This is a genomic window from Priestia koreensis (assembly GCF_001274935.1).
Lineage (GTDB): Bacteria > Bacillota > Bacilli > Bacillales > Bacillaceae_H > Bacillus_AG > Bacillus_AG koreensis.
The window spans coordinates 185,757-203,036 of the sequence record NZ_LILC01000002.1 but is presented as its reverse complement, the minus strand read 5'-3'; the positions used below and the strand labels follow the sequence as shown (position 1 = coordinate 203,036).

The window sequence follows — 17,280 nt, the reverse complement described above, 5'->3', positions numbered from 1 at the left end:
TTCTTTTTCCATTCTTTCTTTATTATTAAACCTGTTTTTAAAAAATAACACAAAAAAAATTCAACCGGTAAGAAGCGCCTCGCTATTCGCAACACGCTTCTTACCATTCTATACGTGAGAGACAATACATTCCGCATCTCCGCTGATTGTGAATGAACCAAAGTCAGCGGGTAATAAAACGTGGTCACCTACTGAAAATGCATATCCTTTTTTGTTCTTCTCAATGTGTCCATTTCCTTTTAACACACTGATCAATAAAAATGGTTTCTTCTGACAAAGCCTAGCGCTTCCTTTTACTATCCATTTATGTACGGTAAAATAAGGGGATTGAATAAATGTCGTAACGTGTACACCCTCTACCTGGTTCTTCAACATGACAAGCTTAGACTCTACAAACGGTGTGGCAAGAACGTCAAGTGATTGAGCAACGTGCAGTTCACGCTTCTTTCCATCTTGATCCATTCGCTCATAATCGTACAACCGGTAGGTGGTGTCTGAGTTTTGCTGCGTTTCTAAAATGACAATTCCCTTTCCAATCGCATGAATGGTCCCACTCGGAACATAGTAAAAGTCTCCTTGGTTCACTGAAACTTTTCTTAGAAGCTCTGTCCATCTCCCTTCACGAACCATCTGTGAAAATTCTTCTTTCGTTTTAGGGTAATGCCCGTAGACGATTTCTGCTCCCTCTTCGCAGTGTACGACGTACCAACACTCGGTTTTACCACAGTCATTTTCGAAACGTTGTGCATATTCATCTGGAGGATGCACTTGAATGGATAAATTATCATTGGCATCTAATAATTTTGTTAGAAGCGGAAAGCGTCCTCCCTCTAGTTCACCAAACAGCTGACGTTCTTTTTCCCACAGTTCGCCTAACGTTTTCCACTTATACTTTCCCTCTTTTACGACGCTTTGACCATGTGGATGACCGGCAAAAGCCCAGCACTCGCCCGTTCTCTTATACGGCAAATCATATCCAAACGCCTTCAGCTTTTCTCCGCCCCAAATTCTCTCCTTGAACACCGGCTCAAAAAATAAAGGTTCGGTGCTCATGTATTTACTTTTCCTTCCGATTGGATAAGCATGGCAGCCCCTATGACACCACTGTCCCGATCAAGAGACGCTTTTACAATCGTTAATCGATCTGCCATTTGCGGGAAAAGATATTCTTTCACCTTCATTGTGAGATACGGTAAAACGAGATGAGAAGATTGCATAACTCCACCACCAAGGATGAAAATCTCTGGATCAAGCGTATGAGCAATATTTGCAATACCAATCGCTAAGTAATTCATGGATTCTTCTACGACTTCTTTGGCTTTTTCATCCCCTTCCCCCATAAGCCGAAATACTTCCTTCGCCCCTCCCGTAATGCCGTACTTTTCCTTTGCCACTCGCCCAATTGCGGTTCCACTGGCATATGCTTCAAGAGATCCTCTGTTCATATCTGCATGCTTGTAGCCATTTGGCTGTACAATCATATTTCCTATTTCACCCGCATAACCAAATGAGCCGTTATGAACATGACCATCTAAAACAAAACCACCTCCAACTCCTGTGCTGACCGTGACGTAAAAAACGCTTCGGTAGCTCTTACCGTTTCCTATATGGGCTTCTGCTAGAGCAGCTACGTTCGCATCGTTATTGACGATTACCGGCACATCAAACTTTCCTTTCACCATCTGCGCCAATTCAACATAATCCCAACCGGGCAAGTTTGATGGTCCAAGGATAATTCCTTTCACAGGATCAAGCGGTCCCGGAGCTCCGATTCCAATTCCCACAATTGTCTCTAATCCAATCACATCTTCGATCATTTGAATAAGTTGCGTTATAATCGGTTCTGGTCCTCGCGCTGCGTCTGTTAACTCATGGACTTGATGAACAATTTCCCCTTCGTGATCAATAAGAGCTACGCGTATATTTGTTCCTCCTAAATCTACCCCAACCCGTAAAGTCATCTTATTTCCCCCTGTTGCTTACAAATTATTTTTTCTTATTGTTTAAGTTTATGGTCTTATCTCTTTTCGAGAAGCGACTAAAAATAGCCTATGTAAACTTTACAAAAAATTAAAAATTTTTGTGTCTATTTACCCTTATCTGAAAATTCCATCCTTGGTAGAGTTAAGAAGGATTTTCTAAAAAATTGAAAGGTGGCTTTTTATGCCCAAACTGTTTGTTCGAAAAGCATTTATTCTTCTTTTTTCTGCCGCAGCCCTTTTTACTGCTAGTGATGTAAATAGTACAGCCGCATCGTATGATTCAGAAACCGTCTTATTTGGTCCTGGCAAAACTGTCAATTTAGTAGATGCGCTCATTACAGAGATCAATAGTGCTACTACGACCATTGATGCAGCTCTCTATGAAATACGCTATCAGCCATTTGTGGATGCGCTTATTCAAGCGAAAAATCGCGGTGTTAACATTCGTATCATGACAGATTCAGACTACATAACCAATACGTTCACTCAGCAGCTCATAAGTGCAGGCATTGCCGTCAAAGGTGATAATCGATCTGCTCTTATGCACAACAAGTACATTATTTTAGATGATCAAAAGGTATGGATGGGATCTACTAATACAACTGACACGTGCAATGCAAACAACTACAACAACACGGTTTTATGGAAGTCATCTTCTTTAGCATCCATTTATAAAACCGATTTTGACGAGATGTATGTGTACGGACAGTTCACTAAAACAGCCTCACCTTCTACTACAGCTGACCAAAAGGTAACCGTCACAACCGCAACAGGGTCCATTCCGGTCGAAGTATACTTCGCACCAGAAGATAATCCGGCAAGTGCAATCGTGAACGTCATTAACAGTGCAAAATACAACGTTTATTTTGATTACTTCTCATTTACAGATGATAATATTCGTCAAGCGCTCATTGCAGCGAAAAATCGTGGTGTAAACGTAGAGGGGATTTTTGATCAAAGCCAATATGGAAGTAACGGTCCTTACGGAGAACTTGCTTATCTAGCAAAAGAAGGCATTCCGGTAAGTATTGCTGATAACCCTTACGGAGGCAAACTTCACGACAAGGTGCTGATCGCTGATAAAGGATACACCTCTGCACAAGTTGTCACAGGCTCCTTCAATGCAAGTGCCAACGCAAATGACACAAATAGTGAAAATTTGATGGTCATTCATGATAAAGCAACCGCTGATCAATACTACAATGAATTTTTACGTATTAGAGGTTCATATGGACGCGGTACTTCTTCCATTAGTACAACAGCGGTTCCAGTTGGAAGCACGCAAACGATCAGCGTCACGCTGCGCGCGCCGTCTACGTATCCAATCCAAAAGGTAAAACTGATGGCTCCACCAAAGTGGCCTGATCCTACCGCAACAACGGTAACGGCTACGAAAAGTGATGGGACTAATCTTTCTAGTTCCCTTACATTCTCAGGAAACTATGTTTACGCCAATACGGCTAATTTAGCAGGAAACCAAAGCATTACGTTCACCTTCTCAAACTGGTTAGCACCAACCATTGCAGGAGACTATACATGGTATGCCGAAACGGTTACGAGCGGAGCAAGTGATCTCTACGATTATTTACCGGTCAATCTTCAAGCGGCTACGCTAACAGTGCAATAAAAACGAAAGAAGAGGCTCTATGGGAACAGTTTCTGTTCCCATAGAGCCTCTTCCTTGATTACCGGTGCAAAAGATAAATAAACGTGGCAAGTACGAGCGATCCTAGACCGCTAAGCCCTGCATAAAGCGCTATTTTAGATCGAACGGCTGCATAAGGAATGGTTTCCGCATGCACGTTGACCCTTTTACCCGGTTCACTTGTCCAAGTTTCTAATAACAAACCCGACACGATAATCCCAATAATGCCGAGAATAAGAAATACCTGTATACCAATCATATAGAATGATTGCAATGTATCCTCTCCCTGTTTATGGTTTATTCTATTTTACCACACTTCTCCTATTACTTTCGACCCACTTGGTCTTATCACCTATCACTTTCCAATAAAAGGACATTTTTTCTTCTCTATAGTATGCGCTTTCTTCTTCTCCATTTATGTAGCGAAAACGTCTTTTTTCTCCCTTATTAATTGTTATTTACTCCCACATAAAAAAGACCCACTTAACGTGAGTCTTTTCCTATTGATGTTGATACTTCCAATCAGCTAACGCATAGTTGATGAAATCAAAAAAGTGAATGGAATCATAATCAGCTTGTGATTGAAGCTTGAATTTTGCGAGACGTTGATGAAACTCTTTTGCCATTTGCTGATCATGGTTGTCTAGAAAATATTGCGTACCAAGCGCATACACTGCTGATGATTCATATGAAACAGCTGGCTTTGGATGACGATCCTTCGTATACCGGCCGTAAAGCTTATGGTCGTTCATCATTTCGCTTTTCGCCCACTTGTAAAAAGCTTCGTTCCGCTTTCCAATCGACGTCAGCTGCAGCTCAATTAAGAACTGATCAATCAGGTTAACTTCTCCCTTATGTTCTTCCTTGAAGGTATGCGTATCGTATGAGTAATACTCATGATAAAAAAGACTAGCGTGACGCTCACGAAATCTTGCATACACGTCGCTACTTTTCATCGCTGGATCCAGCTTAGTCAGTAGCTGAACGTAAAGGTAGCTGAGATGTAGCGTATCCGCTCGCTCCTCGTGGTGCCAATCATAAAAATCCACATAGCCCGCAGACGTTTTTTGCTTTTCTTGAATCGTCTGAAATAGTTTTAGTGCGGTTTCTCGGTAGGCAACGTTATGAAACGTCTCACTTGCCCGAAGAAGAACGTTAATTATTCGTAAATCATCTACGAGTGCATTTGTGGATACTCCTTTTGCAATCTCCCATTTCAAAAAGGTATCGGAGCCTTTAAGCACGAGGAAATGATCCATCAGCACATCAAACTGCTGATCAAACCTTTTTTGATCACCTCGTAGCAGCAGGTATTCCATGTAGAGGCCAAGACTCTCAGACAATAATTTCACATTATCTTTTCGTCCGTAGTCTCGGATGATTCCTTCTTTATCCATATACTCACTTTCAATAATCGTAATCACATCCCGCTTAGGGGGTACGTAATGAAGAAAAGAAAACAGTAAAATAATGAACACGCCTCCTACAATCAAAATGACTCCGTACTTATTCACATTTGCTCCCCTTTAAACCTCCTCGTTTTGTCCCACTCAATCGTCTTATTTCGAATTCGGTTCCATGTATACGAGTAGAGGCTTTTGACTAACAAAATTAAAAACAGCTGCGCGTAGGTGAAATACATAATGACCCCTACAAAGATATTATAAGGCGAAGTGGTCCGGTCAAGAACCATTCCTCCAAGAATTTGTAGTGAATACACAATATAGCTCATAAACCAAAACATGAGGAGCGGTGATCCAATGTCTGGGAGATCCATCCCAAACAGACTCAGCACAAACCAAACGTTTGAGAACAATAAGAACACCGTAAAGAAAAGGTATGTCAGCAAATGCTGAAACGTATGAAAAAACGTTTTCCCACGCCAAAATTTCAGGTTATAGAGAGATTTTTCAAGAATATAGATATTTCCAATCAGCCATCTTGTTCGCTGGCGAATAAACACTTTCATACTTTCAGGTTCCTGCTCCCACGTTCTTGCCTCTGGTACAACGGGAATGAGATAGCCCGCTGCCGTAATCCGCATCGTAAGCTCAGAATCTTCTGCAAGCGCATATGGATCATATCCTCCCATCTCATCTAAAACCGAACGTCTAAGCAGCATATTCGTCCCTGCAAGCGTCCCAATTTTAAATAACAGCCAACGCCCTGACTGCATGAGAAGTTGAAACACCTGAAATTCAATGGCAATCATGCGCGTCAACAGATTTTTATTCGCATTCACCGTCTTCACATAACCGACCGCTCCTGCGGCCTTTGGTGTCGTTTCAGCTGTTTCTACGAGAATTTTAACGGCATCTTCCTCGGGCTGATTGTCGGCATCATATACTAAAAAATAATCCGAATCCGTAACAGATAGACCGTAATTAAGTACGCGAGATTTCCCTTTTGGACTTCCTGGAGGAACCTTTACGTAATGAATTCGCTTGAATATTTGTTCGTATGAACGAACGATAGTAGCAGTTTCATCCTCTGATGCGTCGTCTAATACGTATATGTCTAATTGTCCAGGGTAATTTAACTGCGACATCGCATGAAGCGTATCGCTGATAACTACCCCTTCGTTATGAGCAGGAATTAAGATCGCTACCGATGGATAACGATCTAGTGACACCTTCTCTTTTTTCTTTATGCGGTGATACACCCCTGCAATTGCAAGCACCGAATAATAGATAAGAAGGAGCCAAAAAAAGCTCATCACAGTTAATAATGCAATCTTCATGCTTCATTCATCCTTACGTTGAAATCTTCAAATGCCGATTCTAGAGTGTCGATGGGCGTAGACTGAATGGAAACAGCAGATGTTGAGAATTCTATTTTCAGCTTTTCCTTCATACGGTTAATGACGACTTGAGCACCTGATTCATCCGTATTTTGCAAAAAGATCAGCAACATTTGATCTTCATATCTCGTCACAAGATCATAATTGTTTCTTAACATCTCCAAGCAAATTTTCGTCGCTGTATAAAGCGTCGACTTGGACGTTTCATTTTGATGAGTGCTTTGAACTTTTAACAAATAGGAGCTTTCATTTCTTCTTTTTGTTCCTGTTATTAAAAGCTGAGCCTGACTCACAAATTCATTTTCTGACAATAAATTTGGCACGTCTTCATACTTTTCTAGGTTTTGAACCTGTGCTTCTAACGTGTTGACTTTTTTAATTAATCGTTTCACATGGTAAAAAAGGATCCAAAGTAAAAGTAAGCTCGCTGTTAAGAACAGGTGAAGTACAACAAATTGCGCTTGGATGCCGCCTGTGAATCCGGCTTTGTAGCAATAGAAGGTTAGTGCAAAACCATACCCCAGAACCATCACTAGCAACGCAATAAAACTTTTTGAACTATTGACGCTTAGCAGTACAAGTATGTATGCAAAGATCATAATATAGTTAATGACCGCTCGTTCTAACGGTAAGTACGCAATCGTGAGCAACATAATTAACATAAGCCCTGCAACGATCCATAACGTAGAATTTCGTTTCATTTGACCATTCCCTTTATCTATTTTTTTCTGAACCTATATGCAGAGCGTGAACGTTTCGAAATCATATGATGGACGAGAGATTTAGATTGTATCATAAAATAAGTCTATTTCTCTTCAACTGTACAATTGGTAAACGTTAGGATGCTCCATTTGGATCATAAAAGCTACGTTTAAATTTATTACTCAACTATTTCACCACAAAAATGGGAATTATGGTATCGCTAAAATCTACCTTTTATATACCCGTTTTTTTCCATTTTAACAGGTGATTTGAAAGTTCGCACCGCACAAGTCGGTTATTTTGCTAATGGTAACACAACTTTTCTGGTAGTTCCCCCACGGACGTGCTCATCTTTCAAAAAATAGGACCAACGAATCAACTCAAAAAAGCGATCAAGGAACATCTTCCCTAATCGCTGTCTCGACCTAAATATAATTATTGTCATCTTTATTTTTATTGAAGAAACGATTGAAAACGTAGTAGCAAGCAAGTAGTAACGCCACAACACCGATAATGAACCAGACACCATATTTTTTAAACAGATACTGTCGTTCATAGCTGCTAGCAATAAACGACTTATCTACTTTCACTCCACTACTATTTGATGAGATGGTCACGTTTTGTACTTTTACACGATTGTCTAGCTTTTTCAAATCCACCCACTCACGGTTTGGAACACGATCTAGGCTTTCGACGAGCTCTTTTAAATTCGAAAGCTTTAAATATGGGTGATAAAATCCTGCAACGTAGGAGTCGGTAAATTCACTAACTTCTTTTACGTTACTTTTAGCTGCATCAACCGAATGCTCTGCATCATGACTAACGTAGCCAATTGTTTCCGGAAGGAGCGTCATTCCGTTTAAAAATGTAGGCTGACTCTCGTTTAGAGGAGCGTACTGACCGGTCCATGTTAAATCGGTCACCTGTGTTTGCCCAACATACGTAGAAAAATGTTTTGACAGAACGTCGTAGCCTGTTTGTGACATCGCATAGTGAGGAGCTTCAAATGCGAGCGGATAAAGCTTGTGAGTAACAAGTTCTTCTATTCCACTTTGCATCGCATTTTCAACGTATTTCCGTTCAAAAGCCTCACCTTTTTTCAAATACCCTCGGTAATCAGCGGTCGTTTCAAAATCCTTTCGACCTTTTACATCATCATTCCGACTTGTCAAAATTGGTTCATCACGCTTAACATCCCAAAATTCAAAGCCTTCACCCGTTTCCTCATCTTTGTACTGATGACGATAACCGTGTAGTACGATTGTTGCGCCGTTATCTTGCATATACTGAAGTACCTTCACAAGCTTCGGAGAATCCGACATATGAATAACCTCATGCGTTTTCGGATTAATATAGAGTGGAATGACCGCGATCATATACGGAATATCCTTTTTCTTCAAATAATCAGCAGCTTGCTTTAGCACTTCAGGATCATACATAGGATGAACATCTTCTAAACGTAAATACACTTTATGCGTACCCGTTGGCTTTTTTCCAAAAAAAGAAAATAACTTTTCCCCAACAAACTGTCCAATTGGATCATAAAAAGATTCTGTCGCTAAGTAGTAATCTTTTCCCTTTTGCGCCATCAGAAGCTGTTCGTCGCCATCTTTTGTTTGACCCGTGATGAGCGTTTTTACCTTTCCAATCGGCTTCGCATTTACAATGATCCGCTTCTCTGATAGCTTTTTGTCTAAGTTTTTTGATACGAGCTTAGCTGACGTAATGACCGCTTCACCGTTTGCTTGTATGAACGAAAAGCGCTTGCCCAGCTGTTCAACATTTTTGCCAATAGCTAAGGCTGATCCATCAAAGGAATTTAGTTTCTGCACAACTAAGGATGGTATCTTCTTTTTAACAAGCCCTACATATACCATGTGAGAGTAGCGCTTGTTTTTGATAGAAGATAGGTCCTCATCTTTTATAAACGTAACATCACTTGTAAATTGCCCAAGAAGCAAATCTAAAATTTTCAGCTGTTCATGATCGCTCTCATCATCAGACGAATACACGACCAAAACGGCTGGCTTATCCGCCTTTTCAGCGTGCGAAGGCACACTACTAACGGTGAGTAGCATTACTATAGCGATAAACATAACCGCAATTTTTTTCACATTGTAACCACCTTTACCTACAAATCGTATCTAGTATTATAGCAGACTCTTTTAGATAAAGTGTACAAGCAATGCTTTACTTGCACGAAAAAAGACGCGGCTATAAAATCATAGCCACGTCTTCTGGATTAATATAATTTTTCTAACTGCTGTTTTGCTAACAGAGGAAATAGATTATCAAAGATGTGCGTGTCATACCCTGTAGGTGTTAAAACTACATACCCACCGTAGTAAGGATTTTTCACATCTGCAATCTCGTATTCTTTCATGCGCTTGTACACTTTTTTCGCAAACGTAACGTCGTTCATTTGAAGTGCGTAAAGAATCGTCATGCCATATACAGCATTTGATTCAAAGTCTACCGCAGGCTGTCTAGTCACGCGATCATACTGACCATAAATGACTCCATTTGTATTAAACTCTTTTTTCAAGAACGAATAAAATGCCGGGGAATTAATCCCTGCTTGTTTTCTAAAATAAGCGGTATAAATCTGTTCAATTAAGTTCACTTGATCGTTGTACTGATACGCTTTTGTTCGCACGTTGTAATTTTGCGGAAAGAACGGCCCGTCTCCTGCTGATTTACGAAGAACGGCAACCATTCGGTTATACATCGTGCTATCAATCACACCGTATTTCACCATGTAGTTCAACGCAACTGGGTCGATATAGAAAAGACTAATCGTGTCGTTATTTACTTTATATTGTTCGTCGTAAAAATCGACGAAATGTTTTTGTTTTTGATTGTATTTGTTCAGCGCATTTGAAATATCAAGGGCTGTTTGAATATACGTTTTGTTGTTCCAAGCCTCACCTGCCATGAACAAGGCATCAGCAATTCTCCAATCATCAATGATCGCATTCATCGTCGCATGAGTGTTTCCATCATTGCTGAGTTTCCAATAGACAATGTTTGTCTGTTTTGAAAGGTAATATTGCTTGAGCTCCTGGTAATACTTTGAAAACGTCACGCGATCGCCCTTTTGAGCAAGATACATCATCATAAGACCCATTGACTCTGATAGTGATTCTCTGCCCGCTGCAAAATCAGGATCAATTGACTGCTGTTCTACTAAATACGTAGCCAACGTGCCGTTTCCATTCATCAGAGCGGAATTAATAAAATTCTCCGTTCCCGTCGTCAAATCTGTTTGCGCATTCGCAGGTACGCTCATGCTAGTCACAAAAAACATCGCAACAAACAACAAAGACAAAACTTTTTTCACATGAATCCTCCTAAGTTTTCATAGGGATTCAGATCTAAGAAGTCTCCTAGAACTACAAATAGCCCTTTTCCAGACAAACAGAAAAGGGCATAGCTCTAAAATAAGAATTTAGAATCTGCAACCTGGCAATCATAGGTGAAATCTAGTAATTTCACCCTTAGACCCATAGCTTTGCGTCCTTACCTTTCAGTAAGTATGCCCTATTATTAATTTACTATTATTATATTACATTGTAGGTAAATTGCTACAGTTTTTTTGTTTTTTCTAAAAATATTTTTAAATTAGGATGAAATAGGTATTGAGCCTAAAGTCTTATTTGGTAGATTTGAGAAGTAGGAATTAATTGAGTTGGGAGATTACTAGTTTACGAGTAATTTAGGATTGCTATGGTAGAAAATTTTTTCTATTGGAACATAGTTTTATTAATGGAAGTTGTTCAATACGTATTTTAGAGTTAAGGCACCGCTCTATCGATCAATTTGCTCGTTTTATCGATCACTTTTTGAGAGCTATCGACTAATTTGCTGATTTTATCGGTCACTTTCTGTTAATGATCGATCAAATCTTCTGTTTTAATGAGAAAAAGCACCGTCACATGACGATGCTTTTTCGGTAACTTATTCATATTTCATGAAAACATCAAATCCTGCGTCTTTAAGCGCCTGAACACGTTGATCTGCGTTCGCTTTTTCTCGAAAGGCTCCCGCATACACCACGAACTGGCCGTCTATTTCAGTCACAACGGCTTCTAGTCCGCTCTGTAAAATCTCGTTTTGAATCACGACTGCACGCTTATTATCAGAAAAAACGCCTGCTTGTATTCGATATAGCTTATCTGACGAAGCAGAAGCAGCTGCGCCTCCTTCACTTACCTCTTCATCTTCTGTCCATTCGCTTTCCTCTGCGTCCTCTTCGTCGACCCAGTCGCTGACGCCATCAACGGACTCATCGGTTGTCCAATCCTCTTCGCTATAGACCTCGTCCTCGTTCTCTGGGGGAGAAACATCCTCATCTGAAATCGATTCATCAGGAGGAGTAACCTCTACACTTGTATCGTTCTCTTCCTTTGTAACCGAAGCTTCAGTCTTAGACTCGTCCGTCACATACACAGTCGTGCTTCCACACCCTGCTAATCCCATCACCATCGCTACAGAAGCAACGAACAATAATTCCTTTTTCATCATAACCTCTTCATCTCTATCTTTTATTTGTTTTGAAATTGCACCTGCTGAAAGGTAACTTCAATAGCTTCCGATAGCTAATCATCTCTTCACGTCATACTTTGAAAGAATGTAGCGACTTTACTATGTACTAAATTCTATTGTTTTCTTGGCACCACTTACTTTTCATTGTCACATAAGCCAACTACAAAATTTTACCTTTCATTAGTCATTTAGACAATATATTTATAGGTTAAAAGTTCTAGTTTTTTATTTAAATTGGTTCTTATTTTTATTACTTATAAAAATGCCTTTTATTCGTAAATAACTTATTCAACATTACATATACGCCCACAATAACAATACTTTGAACAAAGTTCTCAGCCAACTCTACGCTCTTCGTATCATAATAATCAAATGTAAGGCATATGACATAGATACAAATAAACAAAGCTAGACGATAAACCAAACAAATTCCTCCTTTCTCTTTTTCATTATAAAAAGGAAAAATACGTCCTTTAAACCTCCCATATTTTTGGTTTATTTTCCAATATAATGATAGAATGAAACAGAATACATATTTTGGAGTGAACAGCTTGTGAAACACATCAGAAAGTTTTTTCAGCAGCATCCAAAACTAGCTTCAGCTATGAATTTGATTGTGACGTTGTTCGGAATTTTTATCTTTCCATTCCTCTTTATGAAAAATGTTCAAGGAATTGTTCTTGGAGGACTCATTGCGCTTTTAATCATTAATGTGTTAGGCGTACAGTGGCGCTCAGCAAAAACAGTCAAATCACATACGGAGTGATATACGTGAATAGTAATCAATTAGTAACGACCAACATACTCAGCCTGTAATCGTCTAAATCGTTCTTTGGGGGACTTTTAGAGGCTGAGCCTTATCCCAAGGAGTTGTTGGTCATGAAACCAAATCACAAAAATCGAACACATTCCTATTATCGCTATCATCGTAGAAGAGTTATCCAGCGTAAGACGAGGCTTGCCGAACATACAGGTTGGCACGTTCCTTCTGTTGGCTATTTTGCAAAAGGAAAAGTGCACTGCTCTTGCTGTCTTTGTGCAGTAAAAACGAATGTGGATGGGTATCCCCATTCCGAGGTGAAGCGGTTGGAAAGCTGTGATGATCAGCTGCGCACGTATTTGAAGTGATAAATCGTTCAATGTTAAAGAGCCTTGCTTTTAAGCAGGGCTCTTTTTGATACAAGCAATCCATTATTTTGCAAACTGACAAATGTATACTTCAGTTTTATAATAAAACGTCACCCGCTCTTTTTGCTGATAGTTGGAGAAAAGTTCGCGAAGATCTGTGACAAACTCGTCGTACGTAGAATCCAATTCTGACGGTGTGTAAGATAGTGATAGCGCTCCTGCTACAAACCCTTCCTCTGATACGGTTTGCCAGTTGTCGTAATACATTTTTGTATAGTCTTGTCCAAAGAATTGACGCTTTTCTTCATCCGGATCAAATTTCGCAATTGCAGCCGTTGTTTTAACTGTATATTTCTTTAACAGCTGTGTGTATTCTTTCGCAAGTGGGCTTTCTAACTGCATATCGTTCCAGACAATCACCACATATCCGTCCTCTTTCAAAATTCGTTGAAACTCTGGCTTACATAATTCCTTATCAAACCAATGAAAAGCTTGGGCAACCGTAATTACATCCACACTATTGTTTATTAATGTGGTTTCTTCTGCTGAAGCTTTAATAATCTCGATATTGTGAACATCCTCACAGTAGACTTTGCACTCTTCTACCATTTGTTCACTTGACTCAATTGCAAGAACACTACAACCTAAACTCCCTAACATATGAGTAAGAATCCCCGTACCGGCTCCAATATCTGCGATGATAGACTCCTGATTCACACCTAGCTGCCTCATCATCTTTAATACTTCTGCTGGATAGGTAGGTCTTCCCTTTACGTATTCTTTTGTTTTGTTTTTAAATTCATTTTTCATGGATTTCCCTCCAATCTGAGACGCTACTCGGTAAGTTGATACGTTATAAATTTAGTTTCATTAATGAAGAAATTTATAATTTGGCTTTATGTGATAGACCATTTAAAAGAGACTGTAGATACACCTCAACAATATAAGTTGAATGGACTTATCAGGATGTTATCGTTTTAATCTATGTTCTCCATCTATAATTTACCAAATTTTAACACAACAAAGCGGATAAAACTATTAAAATTTAGTTAGTGAACTTTAAAAACTAGGGGTTGATATAAGGTGAGACGAGATATGATTGGAATTATTTTTGTTAGCTAGTATTAATAAGCTACTTACTGTTCTCCCGCTTTATCAATTTAAAAAGTCAAAACAATTAGCTCAGCTCAATATGAAACTGGGCTATGTTATTTCTTGAACACAAAAAAGCTGAAACCCTGTTTCAACAAAAGTTTCAGCTTTTTAATCGTATGACCTGTGAGGGACTTGAACCCCCGACCCCTTCCCTGTCAAGGAAGTGCTCTCCCACTGAGCTAACAAGTCATGTTTAGTATAGGTATATTATATGAAGTTTTTGGTAGGGTTGTCAACGCTTTTTTAAGGGTAATGGAGTTGAAGTTGGAAGCGTTGAGGGAAGTTTGGTACACTGTTTTTAAGTGTTTTTTGAAAATGAGTGATCATTATGATGATAAGAGATCGTTAGGGAATAAAGGATACATTATTAGGGATAAGGGGGAATGAAATATGGATGTACAAACGTATTTGGATCGATTTCATGCCGCATACCGACATGATGTGAGTTTTGAGTATTTGAGCTACTTGCAGGAGCAACATATGCTGCACGTGCCTTTTGAGAATTTAGATGTAATTAATCAGGTGCCCATTGTGTTAGACGTGGAGCGCTTTTATGATAAAGTTGTTCGCCATCACCGGGGCGGCTTTTGCTATGAGTTAAACAGCTTGTTTTGTACATTGCTACGTGAACTTGGCTATGAAGCACAGCTTATTTCAGCAACAGTTAGAAAGCCTGATGAAACGTGGACGATTACCGGTAGCCATGCAACTACTCTCGTTCTGTTAGACGGCGAGGAATATATTGTGGATGTTGGGTTTGGTGATTCCGTTCGTAAGCCTATTCCACTGACAGGTGACGTTGTATCCGATGTGAGCGGTGATTATCGTATTGTTCACCTTGAGGATCGTACGTATGACTTCCAAAAGGCCGAAAACGGCCAATGGAAAACGAAATATCGCCTGGAAAAAGAGCCGAAGGATTTGCTTGATTTTACACCGATGTGTGAGTTCAATCAAACGTCTCCACAGTCTCCGTTCACACAGACGAACTTAACAACGGTTGCAACAGAGGACGGCCGAATTACGCTATCTGGAAATACGCTTACGATTACAACAAATGAAAAGAAACTAAAGCAGCACATTCCTTCTGAACACTTAAAAGGAATTTTGGATCACTGCTTTCATATTGATAAAGTGCCCGTGCGCTAAAATTGCAGCCGCACGTCAAATGATTTCATTTGACGTGCGGTTTTTATGAAAGGACATATAGAACATGAATGATTATTTACAAACCTACCACCCTAATCTTAGGCGAACTCCTCACCTCTATCATCAAAGCGAGTTTGGGATTCACTTTTCCCTAGGTGACGATCTTTCACCACTAAATGATGTAGATGGCATAAATAATGACTACTTCCAACTCGTTTACCAGCAGGCCATGACCATTTTTGACGAGTTATTTCATCCTGATGATGAGCTTATTTGGGTAACAAACATGTATAAATCAAAGTACGAGAAGAAAAACGTTCGACCGTTGAAGGTGTACCAACCTTATCTAAAAGATAAAAGAGCGCTATATCGACTTCACGTTCATACATATCCTTATCCCTTTGAAAACGATGAGGAAGGCGATGAAATGCAGCAGTTTTCCTTGAACTGTAAGCGCAATGATATTCGTATTTTACCTTTACTAAAAAGCGCCATCCATGAAGACTTTCCATTGAAGCCGCGATTTGGTGGATACGCTATCGGCTATCCAGACGTGCTTTTTGTGAACACTACGAAAAATGTAACCTTTTTCTTATATGATGATCGTGGATGCGAAGTCACTTCTCTTAATGCGGATACGATACGCCCTCTTTACGAAACATACAAAAGCTGGATCGCTGAGTACGATCGGCAGGATATTGAAGAACGTCTTAGAATTAAATAATGGAAAAGGCATGCGGCTCGTTCGCATGCCTTTTCGTTCACTTCGTAGAACCCGCCTGCTTAAACACCGTCTTAACTGGAGTCATCTTCGCCGGTTGCTTGTAGTCATAGAGCACTTCAAACACCCCAAGGTATTTTCCTTTGTGATCAACTAATCGTACCTTTGCCTTTAGCTGCTCATCTTCGACATCATAAAGTACAAAAGAGTCAATGAGTAGCTTCGGTGCCTGCGTTTCATGTTTTAGCTTCAGCACGTTTTTTTGATCGACCTGTACGTAGAAGTTTTGCTTGTTGATGTAGTACTTTACTTCCTTTACTAAAAGCTTCCGAACATCGCTGACGCCAATTTCTTGAATACCTGCTTTTGTGAGCTTCAGCACCTTTGCCTCGTTGACAAATTCACCGTTTTCGTGCTTTTGGGGCAAGAAGACAATATATTCATTTCGCTTATCTCCGTCTAAATCAAATGTGCGCATGCTTGGCTGTGCGCGCTGGTCCTTAAGGGCAGTCCAATACGGAAAATACTTTTTGGATTGCTGAATGTTGATGACAAATCCCTTATACCTTCCTTGTTCTTCTTTTGCAGATAGAATGGTTTGCTGATGTGGCCAGCTTCTAATCGCTTCAAAGCCTGATGCTCCTGCCTCTTTTGTTCCCATTGCAATAAAAAATAGACCAATCAAAAAGAGCTTTCTCACGCGACTCACTCCTACGTTGTTTTCCTTAGTATGAGAAATAATTCCTTTTTTATTTGAGAAGCACGTAAAAAAATATCTGCTAACCAAGAGCCCGGCCTATACATATGATGAAGAAGAAACAATGATCTCTCAGCATTGCTTTAACGAAATTTTCTCTACAAAGTAGGTTGAAAGCATGATGATTACGTATCGGCCTGCCAATACGCAGGATTATCATGAGGTGAACAAGTTACTAAGCGATACACAGCGGCTTCATGCAGAAATGCTGCCAATGAATTTTGAAAAAAACGCGACCGTTCTCTCTCCTACTCAATATCAATCGATGCTTTTTTATTCGACGAACGATATTTTAGTAGCCGTTTATAACCAGGAAATCGTTGGTGTTTCAGTCGTTGAGCTGATGTACACCCCCGCTGTGAATCAATATCCACCTCGCTATACCGCGTATATTCAATATTTTGGCGTACACCGAGATCATCGGCATCGCGGCATCGGAAAGCAGCTTTTTCATGTGTCAAAGGAATGGGCCAAACAAAAGGGCGCTTCTGATTTGCAGCTGACGGTGTGGTCAGTGAACAACAACGCGGTTAAATTTTATGAAGGAGTAGGAATGCATGAACTCAACAAGCTCATGACCATTCCACTTCATGAATAGCCTCATTTTCGTGTTGCAACAAAGCTAGAATCAACTCCTCCCTCTTCCCTCGCTGTATTGAAATAGCCACATCTTATAAAAGAATGCTGTTGATCATC

17 protein-coding genes, 1 tRNA gene and 1 riboswitch are annotated in these 17,280 nt (G+C 39.9%); of the genes, 6 read left to right on the top strand and 12 right to left on the bottom strand.

Features of this window, described 5'->3' with window-relative positions; translation table 11 throughout:
• Positions 1–108: 108 nt before the first annotated feature.
• Together manA and AMD01_RS01020 are read right to left on the bottom strand one after the other, a co-directional pair.
• Positions 109–1,053, bottom strand: coding sequence for a mannose-6-phosphate isomerase, class I (gene manA / locus AMD01_RS01025; protein WP_053399525.1), 945 nt, complete (start codon positions 1,051–1,053; stop codon positions 109–111).
• A complete protein-coding gene (locus tag AMD01_RS01020; protein WP_053399524.1) occupies positions 1,050–1,961 on the bottom strand; it encodes an ROK family protein in 912 nt (303 codons plus the stop codon). Before AMD01_RS01020 ends, manA begins: the two co-directional genes overlap by 4 nt.
• Positions 1,962–2,163: 202 nt before the next feature.
• On the opposite strand from AMD01_RS01020, the gene AMD01_RS01015 reads away from it, so the two are divergent.
• Positions 2,164–3,609 carry a phospholipase D-like domain-containing protein gene (locus AMD01_RS01015; protein ID WP_053399523.1) on the top strand — a complete coding sequence of 482 codons (1,446 nt, stop codon included), beginning with the start codon at positions 2,164–2,166 and terminating at the stop codon, positions 3,607–3,609.
• A gap of 58 nt (positions 3,610–3,667) precedes the next feature.
• Here AMD01_RS01015 and AMD01_RS01010 read toward each other — a convergent pair whose 3' ends face one another.
• From AMD01_RS01010 to AMD01_RS00980, 7 genes are all read right to left on the bottom strand, one after another.
• Positions 3,668–3,886 (bottom strand): hypothetical protein, encoded by a 219-nt coding sequence (locus tag AMD01_RS01010; RefSeq protein ID WP_157052568.1) that lies wholly within the window; start codon positions 3,884–3,886, stop codon positions 3,668–3,670.
• Positions 3,887–4,127: 241 nt separating this feature from the next.
• Complete coding sequence (locus tag AMD01_RS01005) at positions 4,128–5,141, bottom strand: hypothetical protein (protein ID WP_053399521.1); 1,014 nt, start codon at positions 5,139–5,141, stop codon at positions 4,128–4,130.
• Entirely contained in the window at positions 5,138–6,367 is a 1,230-nt protein-coding gene (locus AMD01_RS01000; RefSeq protein WP_053399520.1) for a glycosyltransferase family 2 protein, read from the bottom strand. The genes AMD01_RS01005 and AMD01_RS01000 overlap by 4 nt, the downstream gene beginning before the upstream one ends.
• Entirely contained in the window at positions 6,364–7,128 is a 765-nt protein-coding gene (locus tag AMD01_RS00995) for a hypothetical protein (RefSeq protein ID WP_053399519.1), read from the bottom strand. Before AMD01_RS00995 ends, AMD01_RS01000 begins: the two co-directional genes overlap by 4 nt.
• A gap of 426 nt (positions 7,129–7,554) precedes the next feature.
• Positions 7,555–9,243, bottom strand: a complete 1,689-nt coding sequence (locus AMD01_RS00990) for a polysaccharide deacetylase family protein (protein WP_053399518.1) — start codon at positions 9,241–9,243, stop codon at positions 7,555–7,557.
• Positions 9,244–9,371: 128 nt separating this feature from the next.
• Entirely contained in the window at positions 9,372–10,469 is a 1,098-nt protein-coding gene (locus tag AMD01_RS00985) for a glycosyl hydrolase family 8 (RefSeq protein ID WP_053399517.1), read from the bottom strand.
• 113 nt (positions 10,470–10,582) lie between these two features.
• Positions 10,583–10,679, bottom strand: a riboswitch (cyclic di-GMP riboswitch).
• Positions 10,680–11,086: 407 nt separating this feature from the next.
• Positions 11,087–11,653, bottom strand: a complete 567-nt coding sequence (locus AMD01_RS00980) for an SPOR domain-containing protein (RefSeq protein WP_169775914.1) — start codon at positions 11,651–11,653, stop codon at positions 11,087–11,089.
• A 574-nt stretch (positions 11,654–12,227) separates the two neighbouring features.
• Between AMD01_RS00980 and AMD01_RS00975 the strand changes: the two genes are divergently transcribed.
• Together AMD01_RS00975 and AMD01_RS00970 are read left to right on the top strand one after the other, a co-directional pair.
• The gene (locus AMD01_RS00975) at positions 12,228–12,440 is read left to right on the top strand and encodes a hypothetical protein (RefSeq protein ID WP_053399515.1); all 213 of its coding nucleotides are present in this window, start codon (positions 12,228–12,230) and stop codon (positions 12,438–12,440) included.
• Between the two features lie 113 nt (positions 12,441–12,553).
• Positions 12,554–12,802 carry a hypothetical protein gene (locus AMD01_RS00970; RefSeq protein ID WP_053399514.1) on the top strand — a complete coding sequence of 83 codons (249 nt, stop codon included), beginning with the start codon at positions 12,554–12,556 and terminating at the stop codon, positions 12,800–12,802.
• Positions 12,803–12,865: 63 nt separating this feature from the next.
• On the opposite strand, the gene AMD01_RS00965 is transcribed toward AMD01_RS00970, so the two are convergent.
• Both AMD01_RS00965 and AMD01_RS00960 read right to left on the bottom strand, forming a co-directional pair.
• Positions 12,866–13,612, bottom strand: a complete 747-nt coding sequence (locus AMD01_RS00965; protein WP_053399513.1) for a class I SAM-dependent methyltransferase — start codon at positions 13,610–13,612, stop codon at positions 12,866–12,868.
• A 462-nt stretch (positions 13,613–14,074) separates the two neighbouring features.
• Positions 14,075–14,146 (bottom strand) — tRNA-Val (locus AMD01_RS00960).
• Positions 14,147–14,347: 201 nt separating this feature from the next.
• On the opposite strand from AMD01_RS00960, the gene AMD01_RS00955 reads away from it, so the two are divergent.
• Complete coding sequence (locus tag AMD01_RS00955; RefSeq protein ID WP_053399512.1) at positions 14,348–15,106, top strand: arylamine N-acetyltransferase family protein; 759 nt, start codon at positions 14,348–14,350, stop codon at positions 15,104–15,106.
• Positions 15,107–15,170: 64 nt separating this feature from the next.
• The gene (locus tag AMD01_RS00950) at positions 15,171–15,830 is read left to right on the top strand and encodes a DUF3885 domain-containing protein (RefSeq protein WP_053399511.1); all 660 of its coding nucleotides are present in this window, start codon (positions 15,171–15,173) and stop codon (positions 15,828–15,830) included.
• A gap of 37 nt (positions 15,831–15,867) precedes the next feature.
• Here AMD01_RS00950 and AMD01_RS00945 read toward each other — a convergent pair whose 3' ends face one another.
• On the bottom strand, positions 15,868–16,527 hold the full coding sequence (locus tag AMD01_RS00945) for a hypothetical protein (protein ID WP_053399510.1): 660 nt from the start codon (positions 16,525–16,527) through the stop codon (positions 15,868–15,870).
• Positions 16,528–16,702: 175 nt separating this feature from the next.
• Here AMD01_RS00945 and AMD01_RS00940 point away from each other — a divergent pair, with 175 nt between their 5' ends.
• Positions 16,703–17,182: a GNAT family N-acetyltransferase gene (locus AMD01_RS00940; protein ID WP_053399509.1), complete on the top strand. Its 480-nt coding sequence runs from the start codon at positions 16,703–16,705 to the stop codon at positions 17,180–17,182.
• Positions 17,183–17,280: the final 98 nt, after the last annotated feature.